This window comes from Arthrobacter sp. (assembly GCF_030540645.1).
In the GTDB taxonomy this organism is placed as follows: Bacteria; Actinomycetota; Actinomycetes; order Actinomycetales; family Micrococcaceae; genus Specibacter.
In genome coordinates this window covers 1-22,932 of sequence record NZ_JAUNVV010000059.1, presented here as the reverse complement: position 1 = coordinate 22,932, position 22,932 = coordinate 1, and the positions used below count along the sequence as shown (strand labels likewise).

General features: G+C 61.2%; 17 protein-coding genes and 2 tRNA genes. 10 read left to right on the top strand and 9 right to left on the bottom strand.

Annotation, left to right across the window (positions count from 1 at the left end; all coding sequences use genetic code 11):
• Nucleotides 1-114 precede the first annotated feature (114 nt).
• Nucleotides 115-567 carry a MarR family winged helix-turn-helix transcriptional regulator gene (locus tag Q4P21_RS11465; RefSeq protein ID WP_303388900.1) on the bottom strand — a complete coding sequence of 151 codons (453 nt, stop codon included), beginning with the start codon at nt 565-567 and terminating at the stop codon, nt 115-117.
• A gap of 1 nt (nt 568) precedes the next feature.
• On the bottom strand, nt 569-1,690 hold the full coding sequence (locus Q4P21_RS11460; RefSeq protein WP_303388899.1) for an LLM class flavin-dependent oxidoreductase: 1,122 nt from the start codon (nt 1,688-1,690) through the stop codon (nt 569-571).
• Between the two features lie 201 nt (nt 1,691-1,891).
• Between Q4P21_RS11460 and Q4P21_RS11455 the strand changes: the two genes are divergently transcribed.
• Nucleotides 1,892-3,343 carry an MFS transporter gene (locus tag Q4P21_RS11455; RefSeq protein ID WP_303388901.1) on the top strand — a complete coding sequence of 484 codons (1,452 nt, stop codon included), beginning with the start codon at nt 1,892-1,894 and terminating at the stop codon, nt 3,341-3,343.
• Nucleotides 3,344-3,458: 115 nt separating this feature from the next.
• On the opposite strand, the gene Q4P21_RS11450 is transcribed toward Q4P21_RS11455, so the two are convergent.
• From Q4P21_RS11450 to Q4P21_RS11440, 3 genes are all read right to left on the bottom strand, one after another.
• Complete coding sequence (locus Q4P21_RS11450; protein ID WP_303388898.1) at nt 3,459-6,752, bottom strand: efflux RND transporter permease subunit; 3,294 nt, start codon at nt 6,750-6,752, stop codon at nt 3,459-3,461.
• A 112-nt stretch (nt 6,753-6,864) separates the two neighbouring features.
• Nucleotides 6,865-8,352 carry a malate:quinone oxidoreductase gene (locus tag Q4P21_RS11445; protein ID WP_303388897.1) on the bottom strand — a complete coding sequence of 496 codons (1,488 nt, stop codon included), beginning with the start codon at nt 8,350-8,352 and terminating at the stop codon, nt 6,865-6,867.
• A gap of 101 nt (nt 8,353-8,453) precedes the next feature.
• Nucleotides 8,454-10,139, bottom strand: a complete 1,686-nt coding sequence (locus Q4P21_RS11440; RefSeq protein WP_303388896.1) for an ABC transporter substrate-binding protein — start codon at nt 10,137-10,139, stop codon at nt 8,454-8,456.
• A 143-nt stretch (nt 10,140-10,282) separates the two neighbouring features.
• Between Q4P21_RS11440 and Q4P21_RS11435 the strand changes: the two genes are divergently transcribed.
• Nucleotides 10,283-10,367 (top strand) — tRNA-Leu (locus Q4P21_RS11435).
• A 127-nt stretch (nt 10,368-10,494) separates the two neighbouring features.
• Here Q4P21_RS11435 and bcp read toward each other — a convergent pair.
• Together bcp and Q4P21_RS11425 are read right to left on the bottom strand one after the other, a co-directional pair.
• Nucleotides 10,495-10,971 carry a thioredoxin-dependent thiol peroxidase gene (gene bcp / locus Q4P21_RS11430; protein ID WP_303388895.1) on the bottom strand — a complete coding sequence of 159 codons (477 nt, stop codon included), beginning with the start codon at nt 10,969-10,971 and terminating at the stop codon, nt 10,495-10,497.
• Nucleotides 10,972-11,092: 121 nt separating this feature from the next.
• Nucleotides 11,093-11,165: transfer RNA gene (locus Q4P21_RS11425), tRNA-Lys, on the bottom strand.
• A 251-nt stretch (nt 11,166-11,416) separates the two neighbouring features.
• On the opposite strand from Q4P21_RS11425, the gene ilvD reads away from it, so the two are divergent.
• The 6 genes from ilvD to metG all read left to right on the top strand — a co-directional run bounded on the left by ilvD (nt 11,417) and on the right by metG (nt 20,816).
• Nucleotides 11,417-13,165, top strand: a complete 1,749-nt coding sequence (gene ilvD / locus Q4P21_RS11420; protein ID WP_303388894.1) for a dihydroxy-acid dehydratase — start codon at nt 11,417-11,419, stop codon at nt 13,163-13,165.
• A gap of 399 nt (nt 13,166-13,564) precedes the next feature.
• A complete protein-coding gene (locus Q4P21_RS11415; RefSeq protein WP_303388893.1) occupies nt 13,565-15,454 on the top strand; it encodes an acetolactate synthase large subunit in 1,890 nt (629 codons plus the stop codon).
• 3 nt (nt 15,455-15,457) lie between these two features.
• Nucleotides 15,458-15,970 (top strand): acetolactate synthase small subunit, encoded by a 513-nt coding sequence (gene ilvN, locus Q4P21_RS11410; protein WP_303388892.1) that lies wholly within the window; start codon nt 15,458-15,460, stop codon nt 15,968-15,970.
• Nucleotides 15,971-16,051: 81 nt separating this feature from the next.
• The gene (gene ilvC, locus Q4P21_RS11405) at nt 16,052-17,077 is read left to right on the top strand and encodes a ketol-acid reductoisomerase (protein WP_303388891.1); all 1,026 of its coding nucleotides are present in this window, start codon (nt 16,052-16,054) and stop codon (nt 17,075-17,077) included.
• Between the two features lie 168 nt (nt 17,078-17,245).
• Nucleotides 17,246-18,841 (top strand): phosphoglycerate dehydrogenase, encoded by a 1,596-nt coding sequence (serA, locus tag Q4P21_RS11400; RefSeq protein ID WP_303388890.1) that lies wholly within the window; start codon nt 17,246-17,248, stop codon nt 18,839-18,841.
• Nucleotides 18,842-19,241: 400 nt separating this feature from the next.
• Nucleotides 19,242-20,816 carry a methionine--tRNA ligase gene (gene metG / locus Q4P21_RS11395; RefSeq protein WP_303388889.1) on the top strand — a complete coding sequence of 525 codons (1,575 nt, stop codon included), beginning with the start codon at nt 19,242-19,244 and terminating at the stop codon, nt 20,814-20,816.
• Between the two features lie 30 nt (nt 20,817-20,846).
• Here the strand turns inward: metG and Q4P21_RS11390 are convergent, their stop codons facing one another.
• Together Q4P21_RS11390 and Q4P21_RS11385 are read right to left on the bottom strand one after the other, a co-directional pair.
• A complete protein-coding gene (locus tag Q4P21_RS11390; protein ID WP_303388888.1) occupies nt 20,847-21,293 on the bottom strand; it encodes a DUF6157 family protein in 447 nt (148 codons plus the stop codon).
• A 32-nt stretch (nt 21,294-21,325) separates the two neighbouring features.
• On the bottom strand, nt 21,326-21,556 hold the full coding sequence (locus tag Q4P21_RS11385) for a hypothetical protein (RefSeq protein WP_303388887.1): 231 nt from the start codon (nt 21,554-21,556) through the stop codon (nt 21,326-21,328).
• A gap of 36 nt (nt 21,557-21,592) precedes the next feature.
• Between Q4P21_RS11385 and Q4P21_RS11380 the strand changes: the two genes are divergently transcribed.
• A complete protein-coding gene (locus tag Q4P21_RS11380; RefSeq protein ID WP_303388886.1) occupies nt 21,593-22,147 on the top strand; it encodes an AraC family transcriptional regulator in 555 nt (184 codons plus the stop codon).
• 139 nt (nt 22,148-22,286) lie between these two features.
• On the top strand, nt 22,287-22,919 hold the full coding sequence (locus Q4P21_RS11375; protein ID WP_303388885.1) for a dihydrofolate reductase family protein: 633 nt from the start codon (nt 22,287-22,289) through the stop codon (nt 22,917-22,919).
• Nucleotides 22,920-22,932: the final 13 nt, after the last annotated feature.

The window sequence follows — 22,932 nt, the reverse complement described above, 5'->3', positions numbered from 1 at the left end:
CCCCCAACAAACACCACGCCGCAACCACTACCACCACGGCCTCCCCAAAAAGACGGTCAACAGTGCCGAATCGTGGTGACTTGAGAGGCTTGGGCTTGTGTGGGCAGGACTTTCTCAGCGGATTGCAACCGAGTCCCGCAGCTTGCCAGTCAATTCCAGCAGAGTCAGCATTTCTTCATCCGTCAAGGCAGCCTCCATCAACTCCATGATGTTGCGAACATGCTCCCGACCCACCTTCTTTTGCAAGGCGACGCCTTCCTCAGTCAAACCAATCAACACCCCACGTCGGTCATTCTCGGGTGTTCTTCGTTGGATCAGCCCGCGTGCTTCAAGCCGGTCCACCATGCGAGAGATGCTGGGCTGCGTCAGCAGCACATTGTCATTGAGCTCATTGAGTCGCAGCCAGCCGGTGGGGCATCGCGAGAGGTTGTACAGCACGTCATATTCGCGGCTACCCACCTCATTAAAAATGGGCGCCCGGTGAAGTTCTCGCATCACGGCAACCTGCGAACGCAGTAAGGACTCCCATGCATCGGTGGTTAGCCGGCGGTGTGCAGCTGCTGACATGCTAGTTCACTCCTGATGGTGTGGTGGCTGAATTTTCGACGGCTACAGCAGCCCGGGCTGCTTCGCGGCGGGCTTCGAACGTGGGCGCGTCCGGAACGTCAGCCGGACGGTTGGCCGCGAACTCCTTGCGGAGCGTGGGCAGGACATCGGAGCCAAAGAGATCTAATTGTTCCAGGACGGTCTTTAGCGGCAGCCCGGCATGGTCAATGAGGAACAGCTGGCGTTGGTAGTCGCCGAAGTAGTCACGGAAGGTGAGTGTCTTTTCGATCAGCTCCTGCGGACTGCCTACAGTCAGCGGCGTTTGGGACGTGAAATCCTCCATGGACGGCCCGTGCCCGTAGACGGGGGCGTTGTCGAAGTACGGTCGGAATTCATGTACGGCGTCCTGCGAGTTCTTGCGAATGAAGAACTGCCCACCAAGGCCCACGATGGCCTGTTCAGCAGTGCCGTGTCCGTAGTGTGCGTATCGCTCACGGTAGAGGCCGATCAGTTTTTGGTAGTGCTCCTTCGGCCAGAATATGTTGTTGGCAAAGAATCCGTCGCCATAATAGGCCGCGATTTCCGCAACCTGGGGCGTGCGGATGGCGCCGTGCCACACGAAAGGGGCAACGCCGTCGAGCGGTCTGGGGGTGGATGTGAAGCCGCGTAGTGGAGTGCGGAACTTGCCTTCCCAGTTCACTACTTCCTCATCCCACAGCAGACGCAGCAGTGAGTAGTTTTCAACCGTCAACTCCACGGAGTCGTGGTTGTTTTTGCCGAACCAGGGGTAGACAGCGCCCATGTTGCCGCGGCCCAGCACCAAATCCACGCGTCCCTCGGCCAGATGCTGCAGCGTGGCGAAGTCCTCGGCTATCTTCACGGGATCGTTGGTGGTGATGAGCGTGGTGCTCGTGGAGAGGATGAGCTTCTTTGTTTGTGCAGCAATGAAGGCCAGAATCGTCGTGGGGGAGCTGGGGTAGAACGGCGGGTTGTGGTGCTCACCGGTGGCAAACACGTCCATGCCCACGTCTTCGGCGTGCTTGGCAATGGTGGTGATGGCCTTCAAACGTTCGTGTTCGGTGGGGATGCGCCCGGTGGTTGGATCCATGGTGACGTCCCCAACGCTGAAAATTCCGAACTGCATGTGGTGCTCCTAAAATCTTACGTGATCAACACGAGATATATGCGTTTGTATCTAATGTACGGTTCAACCCCAGCGCTGGCCAATATGTTCCCGCCCGAAAATCCAGTCTCTGCTTCCAGCTGCCATTAGGATGCTTTCAATGACACGTAATCCATGTCATTGAAAATACTGAGGAGAGCAATGGCACCATTGCAACGGGGAATGGCCGGCAGTCCTCTAAGGATCGCTCCCACAGCCACTGCCATCGTAGGCTTTCTGGTATTGGTCGAACTGACCAGTGGCATACTTCAGGGCTACTACACGCCGCTGCTGACAGACATTGCCCGTTTCCTGGACATCCACGACGCCGACGTCAACTGGTTCGAAGCCGCGCAGCTCATGGTCAGCGCGCTCGTCGTGCCGGTGCTGGCCAAATTGGGCGACATGATCGGCCACCGTAGAGTTCTCCTCGTCTCCACAGCGTTGACCGCAGCGGCGTCTTGGGGTGTGGCCTTCGCCCCCAACTTTTGGCTCTTCCTCCTTGCTTGGGCGCTTCAGGGCTTCTACGTCGTATGGCTTCCCTTGGAAATCGCCCTCATCTACAGTCGCTCCCACCATCGGCCTGACGGCGCTGCCCTCACCCGTAAGTCAGCCGGAATCCTCGTGGCCGGCCTCGAATTTGGTGTGATAGTAGGCGCCTTGGCGGGTGGGTTCATCGGCGGGGCGCTACCCGACCATCTCTGGGTAACACTCATGATCCCTGCCATCGCCGTGACGCTGTGCTTCTTCGTGATCCTCTTCGGCGTCCCTGAATCTGCAAATCGCACCGGTGGCCGCGTAGATCTCGTAGGCCTGTATCTCTTGTCAACCGGGTTGCTGTTGATCACAGCCGGCCTGACATTCATGCGCATCAACGGCCCGGGCACCTGGTGGGCGTGGGCCGCCGTCGTGCTTGGCATTGCCTCGTTGGTGCCCTTCACCCGCCACGAATTGGGCCACAAGGATCCCCTCATCGATATTCGTCTCCTGCGCCAGCCCAGCATGTGGCCGATCCAACTGACGGCGTTCCTGTTCGGCGTCTCGGTGTTGGGTGCACAAGCGCCGCTGTCCACGTTCGCCCGCACCAACCCTGACGACGTGGGCTATGGCCTTGGCGTCAGCTCCGGGCTGGTCTCGATCTTGATCGGCGTGTACGTACTGGGCTTGCTTGTCGGAGCGCTGCTCTATCCGCTTGTGACGAAATGGACGACGCCGAGAATCACCTTGATAGGCGCGGCTCTCCTTGTGGCTGTTGGTTACCTGTTGTTCCTCCCCTTCCACGGTTCCATGTCCCAAGTGCTGGTCAACATGGTCATAGCGGGCCTCGGCAGCGGTGCGTTGGTGGCGGCGCTGCCGTCGGCTGCCGCAGCTGCTGCGCCCTTGACCCAGACGGGCATGGCTGCCGGGTTGACCAATGCCACCAAGACGGTCGGCGGCGCCTTTGCCTCCGCAGTGTTCGGCATTGCGCTGGCAGGGCAGGCGCTGGGGTCAATCACCACAGGGGCGGGAAACACGGCGGCGCCGCTTGCGGGCTACATGCTGGTGTGGACCATTTGTGGAGTGACGGCGCTGGTGGCCGCCATCGCCTTGTACTTTGTGCCGAAACTGGCCTTCGGGCCCACGTTGCCTCAGTGAAACGGCCACCGAAACGCAAATACGCACCTTGTCTGCAAAAGCGGAGTTCGTGACAACCGCAAAAGCGGACAAGGTGCGTATGTGCTCCAAACCAGTGTTTGTGTGTGGGATTCGCCTAGTCGGCGGCGCGGCGGCCCCGCACCTTCGGGATTGCTCCGGTGGTCCAGTCCTGGAATTGGGCATTGGATTCGGCGGAGGCCGTGGGCTTGACCGGCTGCGTGGAGCGTTGGGGAGTGGAACCCGAAGCGGTGAGGCCGGAGCCGGATTTCGGGCTGCCTGCGGGGGAGTGAAGAACTTTGAGTGCCTTGATGAGATCGTGGCGTTCCTTGCGTCCCTCCACGAGGCGGTACAGCACGGGAACCAGGACCAGTGTCAACGCGGTGGAGGAGACCAGGCCACCGACCACCACAATGGCCAGTGGTTGCGAGATGAATCCGCCTCCGCCGGTGACCCCCAAGGCCATGGGCGTCAGCGCGAAGATCGTAGCCAGGGCGGTCATGAGGATGGGACGCAGACGTTGCCGTGCGCCGTGTTCGATGGCGTCGGCCACGTTCATGGCTGGCCTGTCATCCGCAGGTTGCCTGTACTGGTTGATCAAGTCGATGAGCACAATGGCGTTGGTGACCACAATGCCCACCAGCATCAGCATGCCAATCAGTGATGGCAGGCCCAACGGCACTCCCGTAATAAGCAACAGGCCAATGGCCCCGGTTGCGGCAAAGGGAATGGACACAAGCAGGATCAAGGGCTGAATGAGCGACTTGAACGTTGCCACCATGATCACGTACACAATGGCGATGGCCGCCAACATGGCCAGACCAAGCTGGGAAAAAGACTCTGCCTGTTGGGTTGCTGCCCCACCAATGTCGGCTATGACGCCGGCCGGAAGCGTGGTCTCGTCCAGCTTCTTTTGTACCTCACCGCTGAGCGAGCCGAGGGCGTTGCCTTCCGGCGTCACCGAAATAGTGGCTGTGCGCTGGGCATTGGAGGAGGTGATGGTCAGTGGCGACTGGACCTCGGCAACGGTGGCCACTGCGGACAAGGGCACGAGGCCACCAGCTGTGGGGATTTGGGCGGCGGCCAGCGCCGCGACGGAATCAAACTGTGTGCCGGTGCCGATCTGCACCTTGTAGTCGGTGGTGTCGATGCGCACCGTACCGCCCGGGATCGGGCTGACGGTGGCGGCCAGCAGCCCGGTGATTTGTTGTTCATCCAGGCCAGCGGCCACGGCTTTGGCCCGGTCAACGCTTACCTGTACAACGGGCTGGGTGCCGCTGAGGTTGCTCTGTACTGACTGGGATCCAGGGAGGCCGGTCATGGCCTTGACCAGCACGTCGCTGGCATCTTGGAGTTCCTGTCCGGTTGTGGCCTTGACGGTGATGTCCACCGTGGTTGACATGCCAAAGCCGCCGCCCTGGGAACCGAGGCTGACGTTTCCGGCGTCCTTGACAGTCTTGACGTCATTGAGGATGGTCTCGCGCAGTTTCACCTGGTCGGCATCGGGATTGGTGATGACCTGGAACCGTGCACTTGAGGCGCCGGATGAAAGAAGCGCCGAGAAGCCGCCGGAGGCATTGCCGACGGTGACTTGGACGTCAGTGACGCCGTCAATGCCCTTCAGCACCTTCTCAACCTTGGCAGCGGCCGCATCCGTCACGGCAAGACTCGTCCCGGCCGGCATGTCCTGCTGCACCGTGACACTGTTCTGACCAGTGTCGCCAAGCAGATTGGTGGGCATCAGCGGGATCAGGGCCAAAGTTGCGGCCAAGATGATGCCGCCAGCCAGCAGCGTCACCACCGGATGCTTCTGCGTTTTGGCAAGGACCGGCAGGTAGCCGCGCTGCAGCCACGAAGCACGCTCCTTCTCTTCCACGGCGCTTAGCAGGGCCTTGCCACGCAAGGCGGCACCGGCGTCGTCCGTGACGGAAGGGGATTTCAGGAACCAGAACGCCAGCACGGGCACAATGGTCAGCGACACCAGCAGCGACGCCAGCAGCGCGAACGTCACGGTGAGCGCGAAGGGCCGGAACAGTTCCCCCGCCAGGCTGCCCACGAACGCGATGGGCAGGAATACGGCCACAGTGGTCAGGGTCGAGGCGGTGATGGCTGCAGCAACTTCCTTCACAGCAGCCAGGATCGCGACCTTTTTGTCCTCCCCATAGCTCAGGTGCCGCTTGATGTTCTCGATCACCACAATGGAGTCGTCCACCACCCGCCCAATGGCAATGGTGAGCGCGCCGAGCGTGAGGATATTCAGCGAATAGCCTGTGGCCCACAGCCCGATGAAGGTCACCAGCAGCGACAACGGGATCGAGATGGCGGTGACCAGCGTGGAGCGTACCGACATGAGGAAGATCAAGATCACGACGACGGCGAACCCAAGTCCCAGCAGACCCTCCACCGTGAGGTCGTGGATGGACTTTTCAATGAACGGGGCCTGGTCCAGGACTGTCGTGAAAGTGGTGTTGTTGCCCAGTGATGCGGCAATTCCCGGCAGTGCGGCCCCGACCGCCTTGGACACCGTCACGGTGTCCCCGGCCGGCTTCTTTGTGATGGACAGTGCCAAGGTGGCCTTGCCGTTGGTGCGTGTGATGGACGTGGTGGCGTCGTCGGCCAAGGCGACGCTGGCCACCTCGGCAATGGTCGGTGCGGCGCCGGCAGCGGGGCCGGTGGTGGCCAGCGGGAGTGCCTTCACGGCGTCGATGGAGTCGACCGGGCTGCCGGCCTGGATGGGGAGCGTCAGCTGTCCGGTCTCGAGGGAACCGACCGGGACAAGGGTGCCGTTGTTGGCTAGCGCCTTCGCGATGGCTCCGGCGGAGACACCGGCGGCAGCCATCTTGGCCGGGTCCGGGAGGATGGCGATGTGCTGGGAATTGGCTCCGCTCACATCTGCGCTGCGCACGCCGTCGAGCTTCATGAGAGCGGGTACGGCAATGCGCGCAAGGTCGGTGTTCAGTGCAGCCAGATCCTGGTTGGAGGAAACGGCCAAGAACACGATGGGGAAGTCGGCGATGCTGCCGGCAATGGGCTGCGGCTGAACGCCAGAGGGGAGCCGCTGGCTGACGTTGGAGATGGCCCGGTCGATCTGGTTCCGGGCACGGTCAAGGTTGGTGCCGTACTGGAACGCCAGATTGATGGTTGAGACGCCGCTGCGGGAGGTGGAGGTGCTGGATTCCAGCCCCTCCACCGCGTTCAGTGCCGCCTCGAGAGGCTCACTGACCTGCTTGTCCACCACAGCCGGTGAGGCACCGGGCATGGCCGAGACCACTGTGATCTGCGGGAATTCGATGCTGGGAATGAGTTCCTGCTTCAACGAGCCCAGTGTGATGACACCAAACACCAGCGCAAAAACCGTGATCAAGGCAATCAGCGCCCTGTTCGCCAACGACATCCTGGCCAGATTAAACATCAACACACTCCCACTGCGTTATGCCGGCCCCGTCCGGCACCGGGAGAAAAACTTGTTTGCCCCACTCCAGCTGCTTGCGCTGCCTACTGCTTGCGCTACTTCGGCGCCATAGCTATTTCAGCTGCAGGGAAGCAGCCGTGGAAGCCAGCGTCTTTTGGAACAGCTCCGCATCTTCATTCAACTTGGTGCCATAGGTGGGCATCATGACGCGCAAGGACTTCTGCCAGTCCATTTTGAACTGGCGCGGGAAACTACGCTGCAACAGCTCGATCATGATGGGCACTGCCGTGGAGGCTCCCGGGGAGGCGCCCAGCAGGGCGGAGAGGGTCCCGTCGGCTGCGGTGATGACTTCGGTGCCGAACTGCAGGATTCCGCCCTTTTTGGCGTCCTTCTTGATGATCTGCACGCGCTGACCTGCCGTGATCAGTTCCCAGTCCTCGCCGTTGGCTTCGGGGAAGTACTCGTTGAGGGCATGGACCTTTCCGCCGCGGGACTTCGTCACTTCGCCCACAAGGTACTTCACCAGGTCGAGGTTGTCCTTGCCCACGGCCAGCATTGGAATGATGTTGTTGGGTCGGATGGAACCGGGCAGGTCCATGTAGCTGCCGTTTTTGAGGTACTTGGTGGAGAAGCCGCCATACGGGCCGAACAGCAATGAGCGTTCGCCGTCAACGAAGCGGGTATCCAGGTGTGGCACGGACATGGGCGGTGCGCCAACCGACGCCTGGCCGTAGACCTTGGTGCTGTGCTGGGACGCGATCTTCTGGTCCGTGCAGCGGAAGAACTGGCCGGAAACGGGGAAGCCTCCATAGCCCTTGCCTTCGGGGATGCCTGAACGCTGCACCAGGTGCAGCGCGCCGCCGCCACTGCCGACAAACACAAACTTTGCCTTGACTTTGCTGTGCTCGCCGGACTTCGGGTGCTTGAGGGAAACGTCCCACTGGCCGTCCGTGGTTCGCGCGACGTCGGTGACGGTGGTGCCGTAGTTGACTTCGACGCCGTTGTTGGCCATGTAGCCAATCAGTTCACGGGTCAACGCGCCAAAGTCGACGTCTGTGCCTTCCTCGGCGTACGTTGCCGCCACGACTTCCTTCGGATCCCGGCCGTTCATGACAAGCGGAGCCCACTTGGCAATGGTTGCGGGATCGTCGCTGTACAGCATGGAAGCGAAAACGGGGTTTGGCTTCAGCGCTTCGTAACGAGTCTTCAAGAACTTGCGGTTCTCTTCGCCAATGACAAAGCTCATGTGTGGGACGGTGTTGATGAATCCCTTGGGGGAGCCAATGTGTGACTCGTCCACCAAGTGCGACCAGAACTGACGCGAGAGTTGGAACTGCTCGTTGATGTTGATCGCTTTGGCGGGGTTGACTGAACCGTCTTCGGCAGCCGGGGTGTAGTTGAGCTCACAGAGCGCGGAGTGGCCGGTACCGGCGTTATTCCACGGACTTGAGGACTCCAACCCGGGAGTATCAAGCTGTTCAAACAGCGCGATCTTCCAAGTTGGTTCGAGTTGCTTGAGCATGGTGCCCAGCGTGGCGCTCATGATGCCGCCTCCAATGAGGACAACGTCAGCGTCTTTGGTGTTCGAGATGAAGGTCACAGTCAACTCCGGTAGAGGCTCTTACTGGCGCTAGAAGCGTATCGCGGCAGAAGCTCCTTGCCTAAATTCTTCCTTGATGGCTGGTTCTGCCACAGCCAAATCTACTGTGGCGCAGGGGCCAATTTCACTTTGTTGAAGACCTCGTTCAAGACGGGACTCAGGGGGTAGAAAACCACGCGGCTTGAGAGGGCGAGTGCTGAGATGGGGAAGGCAAGCGGCACTGCCGGGACCGTTGCGGCCAGCTGTTTACTGATCGCTTCATAGGCCGCCACGCGGTCCGGGCCGTCCGGGATGCTGCGTGCACGGGTTATTTTGGAAACTAGTTGAGGATCATCCATGCCCAGGAGCTTGGTGGGAGAGCCGAACAGCGGGCCCACGAAGTTATCCGGATCCGCGTAGCTGCCATTCCAGCCGAGCAGGCTCAGCGCGTGGTCTTCATTGCCGGTGACGGCTGGGACGTAGCCCTCGTTCCACGGGATGGGCACGGGCTTGATGTTGAATCCGGTGGCCGTGAGATTTGCGGCAATCTGGGCGTACACCTTTTCCGGTAACGGCAGGTACGGTCGCGCAGCGTTGGTGGGGTAGTAGAACTTCAGTTCCTCACCCTTGTAGCTGGAGGCAGCCAGCACAGCCTTGGCTTTCGCCGGATCATAGGGGATGCCTTCGACGGCGTTGTTAAAGCCGCTGAGCTTGGGGGGGATGAACTGGGCGGTGGCTGCCGTGCCGGCGATGAAGTAGTTGCTGACAAGCGTTGCTTTGTCGATCGATCCTGCAATCGCTTCGCGCACTTTTAGGTCAGCCAGGACGGGGATCTTTTGGTTGATGCCCAGGTACACGACTGAAAACGGGTCCCTTTGGAGCACCTGCTTCCCGTTTTTGATGAGTTTGTCGAAGTTGCCGGGCGTGACAGGGTCAAAACCGTCAATGGAACCTTCATCCAGCGCTGCAAAGCGGGTGTCGGGTTGGTCGAAGGTCTTGAAGTTCAGCGTCTTGATCTCACCTTTTTCGCCCCAATAATTTGGGTAGGCGTTCATCGTGACGGCCCCGACGGTTGCCGACGTGAAGGTGAAGGGGCCGGTGCCCACGGGGTGTTGGGCATAGCGGGAGATCTTCTTGCCGGAAAACTGTTCGTCCAGGACATTGGCCGTCCCTGCCGTCAACGCCGCGGGGGAGGAAATCGCGAAGGCCGGCAGGGTGAGGGCTTGCAGGAAATCCGTGAGCCGCACTTTCAGGCTCAGCGTGACCTTCAGCGGCCCGTCGACGCTGCAGCCCTGGTAGATCGTGTACTCAGGCTCATCTGCGAATCCACGGAACACCTGCTTGAACATCGTCGCTGAACCGTCGCCGCGGATGTCCGGGGGCAGGGTGTACCAGCGTTGGAAGTTCGTGCACACCGCTGCGGCGTCAAAGGCGGTGCCGTCCTGGAATTTCACGTCGGGGCGCAGGTCGAAGCTGTAGCCGAGCCCGTTGTCGAGCTCGGTCCACTTCGTGGCCAGGCTGGGGGCCGGTGCGCTCGTGACGGGGTCGATCGTCACCAAGCCCTCCAACACCTGGCGGCTCACCCTGTAGGACTCGGTGTCCGCAACAAGGGCCGGGTCAAAGCCCATCGGTTCGGAACCGGTGCCAAAGTTGAACGTGGCGGTGGGGGCCGGTGCTGCCGACGGGGCTGTGGTGGTGGGGGTGGGCAGCGGCGTCGCCGTGCAGGCAGTTGTTACCAGAAGAACGACGGCGCTCAGGGCCACCGCGCGCCACGTCACCTTTCGCAGGGGGCCGGCGGGGCTTTGCACGTTGTCGTTTCTCCTTGCAGCGCGAACGTTCCATCAGCCACTCATCATAGTGGGGGAATCTGGGCTTTTGCCGTTCCATGGCTGCGCGGGTGGTCGAAAGTGCCGCTTGCACCCGGTAGTATGATTCATGCTTCACGAGTGTTGCGCGAGTGGTGGAATTGGTAGACACGCAGGTTTTAGGTACCTGTGCCTTCGGGCGTAGGGGTTCAAGTCCCCTCTTGCGCACCAATAAAAAGACAACGACAAGGCCCCGGCTGATGAAAATCGGCAGGGGCCTTTTTGTTGTTCTACTTCTTGCTCCACCGAAGTGGGTGTCTGGTGGCGAGGTTCAGGTGGTAGGGGGAGGCGGTAGGGGTCAGGCGGTGTCGAGCTGCAAGTCGCGGCGCAACTTGGCGACGTGCCCGGTGGCACGGACGTTGTACTGGGCCACGGCAACCTTGCCGGCTTCATCAACTACGAGCGTTGAGCGAATCAAGCCTTCGTAGGTCTTGCCGTAGTTCTTCTTTTCTCCCCAAGCGCCATACGCCAATGCCACGGCGTGGTCGGCATCGCTGAGCAGAGGGAAGGTCAGGGAGTCCCGAGCGGCAAACTTCTCCAACTTCGCCACCGGGTCCGGGGAGATGCCCAGCACCTGATAACCGGCACCCTGCAACGCGGCAAGACTGTCACGAAAGTCGCAGGCCTGCTTGGCGCATCCCGGGGTCATGGCAGCGGGGTAGAAATACACAATCACCTGGCGGCCGGAGAAATCCGCTAGCGAGGTGGTGCCACCCTCGGCGTTGGGAAGGCTGAATGCGGGGGCCGAATCGCCGGGAACAAGGCGTTCACTCATGGAAGGACTCCTGAAGTTCTTATCGATGAAGTTGCTGGGGATAAACGGATGATGAACGTGCTGGGCAATAAAAAAACCGCTTCAATACTAGTTGTTACTAGTATTGAAGCGGTTTTCTCTGTGCACCCCTCGGGACTTGAACCCGAAACCCATTGATTAAGAGTCAATTGCTCTGCCAATTGAGCTAGAGGTGCATCTTGGCGCTGCTGTGAAGCACCTCTGGATTGTGTCCGTCGTGTTTCCCGCAACGGGATAAAACTATACGGCTTTTTTCCTTGACTGTGAAATCGAAAAGCCTCGTTGAGAGTCAGATCACACCAAAGGGGTGTTTTTCTCCCGAAATTCCGTGGGTTTCAGCGAAGAAAAATTCTTTGCTTCGATGGGTTCGTCACGACTCGAACCGGCACAGTGGCTTGGATCACGCTTTCGGTCGTAGACTGCCAGCATGAGCGTGGACACCAATTCAAACGAACCAGCAGGCGACGTCGTCCGGACAGCGGACGGCAAGCCAGACGTCAAACCCCGCAGCAGGGTGGTCACGGACGGCATTCATGCCTCCCCGGCCCGCGGAATGTTCCGTGCAATAGGCATGGGTGACGACGATTTCCGCAAACCACAGATTGGCGTGGCCAGTTCGTGGAATGAAATCACCCCGTGCAACCTGTCCTTGAACCGGCTGGCGCAGGGGGCCAAGGAGGGCATCTTCGCCGCCGATGGCTTCCCCATGCAGTTCGGTACCATCTCGGTGTCTGACGGGATTTCCATGGGACACGAAGGGATGCACTTCTCCCTTGTCTCACGTGAAGTCATTGCAGACTCAGTAGAAACCGTCATGATGGCTGAGCGGCTCGACGGTTCAGTGCTGCTGGCCGGCTGCGACAAGTCGCTGCCGGGCATGCTCATGGCCGCAGCCCGCCTGAACCTGGCCAGCGTGTTCCTCTATGCCGGTTCGATCATGCCCGGGTTTGCCAAGCTCGAGGACGGCACGGAGAAGGAAGTCACCCTGATTGACGCCTTCGAAGCCGTCGGCGCCTGCGCCGCCGGCAAGATGAGCATGAAGGACCTCGACTCGATCGAGCGGGCCATCTGTCCCGGCGAAGGTGCATGCGGTGGCATGTACACCGCCAACACCATGGCGTGCATCGGTGAAGCCCTCGGCATGTCGCTGCCTGGCTCGGCCGCCCCGCCCAGCGCCGACCGCCGCCGCGACATGTACGCACGCAAGTCCGGCGAGGCCGTTGTGCACCTGCTGGAAAAGGGCATCCGTGCCCGGGACATCATGACGAAGAAGGCCTTTGAAAATGCCATCGCCGTCACCATGGCCTTCGGTGGATCCACGAATGCGGTGCTGCACCTTCTGGCCATCGCCCGCGAGGCACAGGTGGACCTGACGCTTCATGACTTCAACCGCATTGGCGACAAAATCCCGCACCTGGGTGACCTGAAGCCGTTTGGCCGCTACGTCATGTTCGACGTGGACAAGATTGGCGGCGTGCCCGTCATCATGAAGGCACTACTCGACGCCGGTCTCATCCATGGCGACTGCCTCACCGTCACAGGCAAGACGGTTGCGGAGAACTTGGCTGAGATCAACCCGCCGGACCCCGACGGCAAGGTGCTGCGTGCGCTGGACAACCCCATTCACAAGACGGGCGGCATTACCATCCTGCACGGCTCCATGGCCCCGGACGGTGCTGTTGTGAAGAGCGCAGGCTTCGACCTGGACGTCTTCGAGGGAACCGCCCGAGTTTTTGAACGTGAGCAGGGCGCCTTGGCGGCCTTGGACAATGGAGAGATTCACGCCGGGGATGTCGTGGTGATTCGCTACGAAGGGCCCAAGGGCGGGCCTGGCATGCGTGAGATGCTCGCCATCACCGGCGCCATCAAGGGTGCCGGCTTGGGCAAGGACGTCCTCCTGCTTACGGACGGCCGTTTCTCCGGAGGAACCACCGGGTTGTGCATTGGCCACGTGGCTCCTGAAGCGGTCGACGGCGGGCCCATCGCCTTCGTCAAGGACGGAGACAGGATTCGTGTCGACATTGCCAAGCGCTCCTTTGACCTGCTGGTGGACGAGGCTGAGCTGGAGTCGCGCAAGGTGGGCTGGGAACCGCTACCCGCCAAGTTCACCACGGGTGTCCTGGCCAAGTACGTGAAGTTGGTCAACAGCGCCTCCACCGGCGCCTACTGCAACTAACACCTGCCTGCCTGAACCGTGTGGAACACGGTTCAGGCAGGTGCTTCCGGCCCTGTGCCCACTAGGTGGACTACGTGTCCATATAATGAGATAGTGGCGGTGCTGTTTGACACTCCGGAGCGGAAAACGGGAGACTACTCTTATGCAAACAAAGCTCCCAGTCGTCATTAGCTAGCGCGTGACACGAAATGACCGCACCCATGGTCATGGGCCTTGTGATTTTCTTCGATGAGAGAACGTCACCACACGTGCATACCCCTCGTTGAGAGCCTTATGGGCTGAGGGGTTTTTTTGTTTCCACCACCAGCGGCAACTCGTATCACTGCGTGTACCATCCAGAATTAGACGCAAACTGTAGAAGATTTACCCAAGAGCATGAGTTCCCCAAAGGAAGAACCGATGAGTAAAGGAACGCCCGCCAGCCCCGCGCTGATGGCAGCCAAGTCCTCCGGGCACGGTGCGCAAGGCAGCACCGCCTCAGGTGTCGTGAGCACCAGAAGCCAAGCCTCCGACGTCGTAGGTCCCAACAATGTTGTGGCCCCCGTACAGATGAGCGGCTCCGAAGCCCTCGTCCGCTCGCTTGAAGAACTTGGCGTCAAGGACATTTTCGGTTTGCCCGGTGGCGCAATCCTTCCCACCTACGACCCGCTGATGGCCTCGGATCTGAACCACATTCTGGTTCGTCACGAGCAAGGAGCCGGCCACGCGGCCCAGGGCTATGCCCAGGTCACGGGTGAAGTTGGCGTGTGTATCGCCACGTCAGGCCCAGGGGCCACGAACCTGGTGACAGCCATCATGGATGCGCACATGGACTCGGTTCCGCTCGTGGCCATCACCGGCCAGGTCTCCAGCGCCGTCATCGGCACGGACGCCTTCCAGGAAGCTGACATTGTCGGCATCACCATGCCCATCACGAAGCACTCCTACCTGGTCACTGACCCCAACGACATTCCGCGCGTTCTGGCCGAGGCCTTCCACCTGGCCTCAACCGGGCGCCCGGGCCCCGTACTGGTGGACGTGTCAAAGGATGCCCAGGTGGGTCCCATGACGTTCTCCTGGCCGCCGGTCATCGACCTGCCCGGCTACCACCCCGTCTCCCGCGGCCATTCCAAGCAGCTGCGTGAAGCAGCCCGCCTGATCCGCCAAGCCACCAAGCCCGTACTGTATGTTGGCGGAGGCGTCATCAAGTGCGACGCCTCGGCAAAGCTCATGGCTCTCGCCGAGCTGACAGGCATCCCCGTCGTCACCACCTTGATGGCCCGCGGCGCGTTCCCTGACTCGCACCACCTGCACGTGGGCATGCCCGGCATGCACGGCACGGTTTCTGCCGTGACCGCGCTGCAGCAATCGGATCTGCTCATCACCTTGGGTGCACGCTTTGACGATCGTGTGACGGGTGTGCTCAGCAGCTTCGCACCCCATGCCAAGGTCATCCACGCTGACATTGACCCGGCCGAGATCTCCAAGAACCGCACGGCCGACGTGCCGATCGTAGGCTCCCTGGCGGAGATCATTCCGGATCTCACGGTCGCCGTCAAGGCTGAATTCGACGCCAACGGCACCCCCGACCTGGGGGATTGGTGGGCGTTCCTGGGTAACCTGCGCGACACCTACCCGCTTGGCTGGACCGAACCCGAAGACGGACTCATGTCCCCGCAGCGCGTCATCTCCCGCATCGGCGCACTGACGGGACCCGAAGCGGTTTACGCGGCAGGCGTGGGGCAGCACCAAATGTGGGCTGCACAGTTCATCAAGTACGAGCGTCCCCGTTCCTGGCTCAACTCCGGCGGCGCAGGAACCATGGGCTACTCGGTTCCGGCAGCCATGGGTGCCAAGGTCGGCAACCCTGACCGCGTGGTGTGGGCCATAGACGGCGACGGCTGCTTCCAGATGACCAACCAGGAGCTGGCTACCTGCCGCATCAACAACATCCCCATCAAGGTTGCCATCATCAACAACTCGTCCTTGGGCATGGTGCGTCAATGGCAGACGCTGTTCTACAACAGCCGCTACTCCAACACCGACCTGAACACCGGGCACGACACCATCCGTGTCCCGGACTTCGTCAAACTGGCCGAGGCCTATGACTGTGTTGGGTTGCGCTGTGAACGCATTGAAGACCTTGACGCCACGATCGAAGCGGCGCTGGCCATCAATGACCGGCCCGTTGTCATCGACTTTGTGGTCAGCCCGGACTCCATGGTGTGGCCGATGGTCCCGTCAGGGGTCAGCAACGACCAAATTCAAGTTGCCCGGAACATGACCCCGGTGTGGGACGAGGAGGACTAAGACATGGCTCGACATACTCTTTCCGTACTGGTTGAAGACAAGCCCGGTGTGCTGACCCGCGTGGCCAGCATGTTTGCCCGTCGTGCGTTCAACATCAATTCGCTGGCCGTTGGCCCCACCGAAATCCCCGGGATTTCCCGCATGACGGTTGTGGTGGACGCCGACGGAAACTTGATTGAACAAGTCACCAAACAACTCAACAAGCTGGTCAACGTCATCAAGATCGTTGAACTGGTTCCCGAGAACTCCGTGCAGCGAGACCACATCCTGGTCAAAGTGCGCGCCGATGCCGCCACGAGATTGCAGGTCACCCAAGCCGCCGATCTCTTCAGGGCCTCGGTGGTGGATGTGTCCACAGACTCATTGACCATTGAAGCCACCGGCTACGCTGACAAGCTGTCCGCTCTGCTGAACGTGCTGGAGCCCTTCGGTATCCGGGAAATCGTGCAGTCGGGCACCCTAGCCGTTGGCCGCGGATCCCGCTCCATGAGCGATCGGGCCCTTCGCGCCTCCTAGCGTGTGGGCACAAGCCCTGCCGCACCGCATGAAATACTTTCTCTATCAGCACCACCCACCATTTATTCAAGGAGTTTCACAGTGACTGACATGTTCTACGACGACGATGCAGACCTGTCCATCATCCAGGGTCGCAAGGTCGCCGTCATCGGCTACGGCAGCCAGGGCCACGCACACGCACTGAGCCTGCGCGATTCCGGCGTCGACGTCCGCGTCGGCCTGAAGGCAGGCTCCAAGTCCATCGCCAAGGCAGAGGCTGAGGGCCTGCGCGTCCTCAGTGTTGCCGAGGCAACGGCCGAAGCCGACTTGATCATGATCCTCACCCCGGACCAGGTTCAGCGCTTCGTTTACGCCGAGGACATTGCCCCCAACCTGAAGCCCGGCGACGCGCTGTTCTTCGGCCACGGCTTCAACATCCGCTTCGGCTACATCACCCCGCCGGCCGACGTCGACGTTGCCCTCGTTGCCCCGAAGGCTCCGGGCCACACCGTGCGCCGCGAATTCGAAGCAGGCCGCGGCATTCCCGACCTGATCGCCGTCGAGCAGGACTTCACCGGTGGCGCCAAGGCGCTGGCTCTGTCCTACGCCAAGGGCATCGGTGGAACCCGTGCAGGCGTCATCGAGACCACGTTCACCGAAGAGACCGAAACCGACTTGTTCGGCGAGCAGGCAGTGCTCTGCGGCGGCACCTCGCAGTTGGTGCAGTACGGCTTTGAGGTTCTCACGGAAGCTGGCTACAAGCCGGAGATCGCCTACTTCGAGGTGCTGCACGAGCTCAAGCTCATCGTTGACCTCATGTGGGAAGGTGGCATCGCCAAGCAGCGCTGGAGCGTTTCCGACACCGCCGAGTACGGCGACTACGTCTCCGGCCCGCGCGTCATCACCCCGGAGGTCAAGGAGAACATGAAAGCTGTTCTCGCTGACATCCAGAGCGGTGCCTTTGCCACCCGCTTCATCAACGACCAGGATGCCGGTGGACCGGAATTCATGGCGCTGCGCAAGAAGGGTGAAGACCACCCGATCGAGGCCACCGGCCGCGAACTGCGTGGATTGTTCTCCTGGATCAGCAACAGCGACGACTACACCGAGGGTTCCGTAGCCCGCTAGAAGCCAGGCATGTGACATAGATCGCTTGCGTCGCCCGTCATGGCGATTGTTACGGCAAGGAAGCCGGACTCCCATAAACTGGAGTCCGGCTTTTTTGTTGAAAGCACAACTGAAAAACCATCACCAAAATCCCCACAAGAACATAACCGAAAGCTAAAGAGGTCACCGGTGACAGCCACCAAGCCAGTAGTACTCCTCGCAGAGGAACTTTCGCCCGCCACCATTGAGGCGTTGGGTCCGGATTTCGAAATCCGCCAGACGGACGGAGCCGACCGTGCAGCCCTGCTGGCCGCCATTGTTGACGTCGACGCGATCTTGGTTCGCTCCGCAACACAGGTAGATGCCGAGGCCATTGCCGCAGCGAAGAAATTGAAGATCATTGCACGCGCCGGTGTGGGGCTGGACAACGTGGACATCAAGGCTGCAACGCAGGCCGGCGTCATGGTGGTCAACGCGCCGACGTCGAATATTGTCTCCGCTGCTGAACTGACCATCGGGCACATCCTGTCCCTGGCACGCCACATTCCCGCCGCCAGCACAGCGCTGAAGAACGGCGAATGGAAGCGTTCCAAGTACACCGGCACTGAACTGCTGGAAAAGAAGCTGGGCATCATCGGGCTGGGCCGTATTGGCGCTCTCATCACCGAACGCGCCAAGGCCTTCGGCATGGAAATCGTCGCCTACGACCCCTACGTCACCTCCGCCCGCGCCGCCAGCCTCGGCGTGCAGCTGCTCAGCTTTGACGAGCTCCTGGAGCAGTCCGACTTCATCACCATCCACATGCCGCGCACCCCCGAAACGCTAGGCATGATCGGCACCGAAGCATTCAAGAAGATGAAGAAGAGCGCCTACGTCATCAACGTGGCCCGCGGCGGCCTCATCGACGAAGCAGCCCTGAACACGGCACTGCGCAACGGCGAAATTGCCGGCGCCGGCATCGACGTGTTCGTCAAGGAGCCCGCCACCGACGTGGACTTCCTTGAACTCGACAACGTCATTGCCACCCCCCACCTGGGAGCCTCCACCGGTGAAGCCCAGGAAAAGGCCGGCGTCTCCGTGGCCAAGTCAGTCCGCTTGGCACTTGCCGGGGAACTCGTCCCCGACGCCGTCAACGTCGCCGGCGGCGTCATTGACCCCGCTGTGCGCCCCGGCATCCCGCTCATCGAAAAGTTGGGCCGCATCTTCACCGCCCTGACCCACGCCTCGGTGACCCAGATCGACGTCGAGGTTGCCGGTGAAATCGCAGCCCTTGACGTCAAGGCGCTGGAACTCTCGGCGCTGAAGGGCGTGTTCAAGGACGTTGTGTCCGAGCAGGTCTCCTACGTCAACGCCCCCATCCTGGCTGAGCAGCGAGGCATCAACACCCGTCTGATCACCACGCTGGAGTCCGCCGACTACCGCAACATGCTGACCATCCGCGGCGCCCTGTCCGACGATTCGCAGATCTCCGTCTCGGGTACCTTGACCGGCCCGAAGCAGATCCAGAAGATCGTTGACGTCAACGGCTACGAGCTGGAAATCCCGATGAGCGACCACCTGCTGGTCATCTCCTACGCCGATCGTCCCGGCGTCGTCGGCTCCTTGGGTCGCCTGCTGGGCGAAAACGGCGTCAACATCGCCGGCATGCAGGTTGCCCGCCACAACGAAGGCGGCCAGGCCCTGGCACTGATCACGGTTGACAGCTCCGTACCGCAGTCGCTGCTCGAAGACATCAAGACCGAAATCGGCGCCACCATGGCCCGCGAGGTCGACCTGGAAGACTAGCACTGCCCCCGGGTCTGCCCGGGCGCGTCGGGCCGCGGGCGGCGCCCCCCCGGCGGTGGGGACGCCGCCGTCGTTCGTCCTGCTTCCTGGTCCCTGATTCTGGCTGGACTGTGGGCGGTGTCGCCCTTCGGCGATGTCCGCGCGTTCACAGGGCCGGATCCATTGCAAATCGCGGGTCGTCACGCGTCTCGTTTTGCGGGCCCCGTCACTATCGAGGCACTGGCTGCCGCGTGTCGCCGCTCCCAACGCCATTTGGCGCGGCCTTTGCATCATTCGCTCAGATGACGCCATCCACCTACCGGGCCCAGTTCCGCAACCGTGGGGAACCGTCGTGCCGTAGCGCGCCGCTGCGTGCGGACACGAATCGGTGTTTTACCCGAGTTCACGGTAAATTCATAGGGTGACATCAACTGAGACGGCCAAGACGCCCTACTACCTGACCACTGCCATCACGTACCCCAACGGCGACCCGCACATCGGGCACGCCTACGAGTACATCGCCACCGACGCCATGGCCCGCTTCAAGCGCCTGGACGGCTTTGACGTGAAGTTCCTGACGGGTACCGATGAGCACGGCATGAAGATTGCGCAGACAGCCGAGAAGGAGGGCCTCACGCCGAAGGAACTCGTTGACCGCAATGTCACGATTTTCAAGGACACGCACAAGGCCCTGGGCATCACGTACGACCGCTTCATCCGCACCACTGACGCCGACCACTACGCCGCGTCGCAGGCCATCTGGAAGAAGATGGAAGAAGCCGGGGACATTTACCTCGGTAAGTACGAGGGCTGGTATTCGGTCCGCGACGAGGCCTACTACGGTGAAGACGAGACGGAACTGCGCGAGGATGGCAAGCGTTACTCCAAGGTCACCGACACGGAGCTGACGTGGACTGAAGAGGAAAGCTACTTCTTCCGCCTGTCCAACTACCAGGACAAGCTGCTGGCGCTCTACGAGTCACAACCCGAATTCGGTGCCCCCCGGACCCGTTTCAACGAGGTCATCAGCTTCGTCAAGGGCGGCCTTGAAGACCTCTCCGTCAGCCGTACCACCTTCGACTGGGGCGTTCCGGTGCCAGGCAATGACAAGCACGTCATGTACGTGTGGGTCGACGCGCTGACGAACTACCTGACCGCCGTCGGCTATCCGGATGAGGATTCCGAGGCGTTCAAGAAGTACTGGCCGGCAGATGTGCACATCATCGGCAAGGACATTTCCCGCTTCCACGCCGTGTACTGGCCCGCGTTCCTGATGTCTGCCGGGCTGGAACTGCCCAAGCGCGTCATGATCCACGGATTCCTGCACAACAACGGCGTGAAGATGTCCAAGTCACTGGGCAACGTGGTGGCCCCGGCTGACTGGGTTGCCCAGTACGGTCTGGACCAGGTACGGTTCTTCCTGCTGCGTGAAGTGCCCTTTGGTGCCGACGGTTCCTACAACCACGACGCTGTAGTGGGCCGCATGAACTCAGACCTCGCCAACAACTTGGGCAACCTGGCCCAGCGTTCGCTGTCCATGGTGGCGAAGAACTGCGAGGGCGTGGTACCTGTGCCGGGTGCGTTCAGCGAGGCCGACGAAACGATTTTGGCGGCTGCCCGCGAACTCCTTGAGTACTCCCGCGCCGCCTACCAGGTACAGGATTTCCATGGTTCGCTGGAAAAAATTTGGCATGTGCTGGGCGACACCAACGCCTACTTTGCGGATCAAGCCCCCTGGGTGCTGCGCAAGACGGACGTGCCGCGCATGGAAACCGTGCTGTACGTGACCCTCGAGGTGCTGCGCATTGTCTCCATCCTGGTCCAGCCGGTCATGCCCGACGCTGCCGCGAAGTTGTTGACGGTGCTGGGTCAGGGCAATAGCGCCGACGACGCCGTTCGCCAGTTCGCTGCCATCGGCACACCACTGGCAGCAGGGACCGCGCTGCCGGCCCCCACCCCCATCTTCCCCAAGTATGAGGAGCCGGCAGAAGCATAGCTCCGGCGTGCTGGACCCCTGGGACCGGGGTCAGCGCCGGCTTGAGCGCATGGCTTTCACGACGGCGACCGGGCAGTCCGTGTGATCCGGTGTCGTGCTCTGAATGGCCTTTCCCACGGACAGCTCTGCGTATTCGGGGGAGTTAACGGCATAAAGGGCGACGTGCCCGTCGGCGTTTGCATGGACACCCCAACCGTATTTCTTGCCGAGGTCGGATGCCCTCAGGCACGGCCTGCCCTTGCTGAAGTAGTGCTCCCGTGCAGAAGGGCGTTCGGACTCCGTCAGCCCTGCCCGATCCGCATACACAGTGAAAATCACGTCGTCCGAGGTGAACCGGTAGGGGTTCTGCGAGATCAACTGAAACGTACGCGAGGCGATGGACGGGTTTTCGAGCTTTACCGGCGGGATAACCCCATGGTCGGCAGGGCAGTCGTCTGCAATCGCAATGAGCGTGTTCACGTAGTTGGTGGTGTGCATGCTGTGGCCTTTCCTTTGAGTCGGGTGGGGGTTCAGAGCTGCCGGCCGAGCCTGGCCAGCACAAGTGTGTCCCCGATCGTGGAGCGCCCGAAAGCGCCGTCGAACTCCCTGTTGGCTACTGCTTCCGGACTGAAAGCGTCCAGCACGGCCGTGCTGTGTGAACGCCAGGCGGCTGCAGGATCCCCTCCATGGTCCGGCACTGGGCCCAGGAGCAGAGTCAAGGGGGTGTTTGCTGCTTCAAAGTCGCTTATCGTGGAGTTCATGTGGGCAGCGTATCTGCTCTGCGAAATGGACGCTTGATGAAATCCGACACTGGTTCCCAGCACCGCGATCCGATCGAGCGCGCACATTTGCGGGACCCGCGAGACGTTTCGCACACCATCTACAGATACCCGCCGGGAGCGGAACTTCTGCCGCTGATTGGCCGCTACTGGTTTCCTGTGTGGTCGGTGCCGGCTGGAGCCGAAGAGTCCCATAAAGCCGTGATGGCAGCCTATGTAGATGTCCTTCGCGGTTTCCTGCCGATAGACGAAGAGGGACAGCTCATCAATGAGATCGTCCGCTACGTGGAAAACAACCGCGGGGTGTTGCGGGTCGGCCAAATCTGCGGACGATTTAACCTGCCGGAGCGAACAGTCCAACGGCTGGTGCGCCGTCGTTTGGGGTTGACGCCGAAATGGCTGATCCAACGCCGCCGCCTGCACAAGGCAGCTGAGCGCCTGCGTGATTCCTCAGCCACGGCGGCAGAATTGGCTTTCCTGCTTGGATACGCTGACCAAGCCCACTTCATTCGTGACTTCAAGAAGGTCATATCGCTGAGGCCGGGGCAGTTCTCTGAGCTAAACCGCGGCTGAGGTCCTGAAAGACATCTTCGTCATCGCTCGCATCCGTGACACGCCGCGGCTAGGGTGGGGCAACGGTCGCGGCGTTCCTACCGCGCGACTTGGCGGCCGCTTGGCCAGCACACTGACCACCAGCAAAAGGGGATCAACCATGAAACTCACCGTCAACACGTTCATGACCCTCGACGGGGTTATGCAGGGTCCAGGTGGAGCTGAAGAGGACCCCACAGGTGGTTTTAGCAGGGGTGGGTGGCTGGTGCCCTACGTCGACGAAGGTTTCGGTGAGGTCGTGGACCAGTGGTTTGCTGCCGGTGACGCCGTGCTGCTCGGCCGGACCACTTATGATCTGATGAGCGCGTTTTGGCCGCTGGTAACTGATCCCGAGGATACGACGGCGGCAGCGCTGAACGGCCGCGCCAAGTATGTCGTCTCCAACACGCTGGAGGAGCCGGCGTGGGCGAATACGACCGTGGTCTCCGGAGACGCCGTCGAACAAGTGCGGGCGTTGAAAGCGGAATTGGGCGAGGGGGAACTTCAAGTGCACGGCAGCGCCCAACTTGCGGCGGCGCTCCATGAGGCCGGCCTTGTCGATGAGTACCGTCTGCTGGTGTTCCCGGTATGCGTCGGGGCGGGGAAACGGCTGTTCCAAGGTGATGGACCCGGAGTTGGGTTCGAAGTGGCCGAAACCCGCACCACCCCGGCTGGAGTCACGTATCTGAACTTGCGCCCCACAGAGTTTCAGTCCGGCGTTGTCCACATAGTCGACGGCAAGGACACGGTATAGGCCTGCGATCCTG

Bases quoted from the DNA above. Each gene is read 5' to 3' on its own strand.
- Q4P21_RS11465 (WP_303388900.1), bottom strand. From the start codon at position 567: ATGTCAGCAGCTGCACACCGCCGGCTAACCACCGATGCATGGGAGTCC.
- Q4P21_RS11460 (WP_303388899.1), bottom strand. From the start codon at position 1,690: ATGCAGTTCGGAATTTTCAGCGTTGGGGACGTCACCATGGATCCAACC.
- Q4P21_RS11455 (WP_303388901.1), top strand. From the start codon at position 1,892: ATGGCCGGCAGTCCTCTAAGGATCGCTCCCACAGCCACTGCCATCGTA.
- Q4P21_RS11450 (WP_303388898.1), bottom strand. From the start codon at position 6,752: ATGTTTAATCTGGCCAGGATGTCGTTGGCGAACAGGGCGCTGATTGCC.
- bcp (WP_303388895.1), bottom strand. From the start codon at position 10,971: ATGAGTGAACGCCTTGTTCCCGGCGATTCGGCCCCCGCATTCAGCCTT.
- ilvD (WP_303388894.1), top strand. From the start codon at position 11,417: ATGAGCGTGGACACCAATTCAAACGAACCAGCAGGCGACGTCGTCCGG.
- Q4P21_RS11415 (WP_303388893.1), top strand. From the start codon at position 13,565: ATGAGTAAAGGAACGCCCGCCAGCCCCGCGCTGATGGCAGCCAAGTCC.
- ilvN (WP_303388892.1), top strand. From the start codon at position 15,458: ATGGCTCGACATACTCTTTCCGTACTGGTTGAAGACAAGCCCGGTGTG.
- Q4P21_RS11390 (WP_303388888.1), bottom strand. From the start codon at position 21,293: ATGCACACCACCAACTACGTGAACACGCTCATTGCGATTGCAGACGAC.
- Q4P21_RS11385 (WP_303388887.1), bottom strand. From the start codon at position 21,556: ATGAACTCCACGATAAGCGACTTTGAAGCAGCAAACACCCCCTTGACT.
- Q4P21_RS11380 (WP_303388886.1), top strand. From the start codon at position 21,593: ATGAAATCCGACACTGGTTCCCAGCACCGCGATCCGATCGAGCGCGCA.
- Q4P21_RS11375 (WP_303388885.1), top strand. From the start codon at position 22,287: ATGAAACTCACCGTCAACACGTTCATGACCCTCGACGGGGTTATGCAG.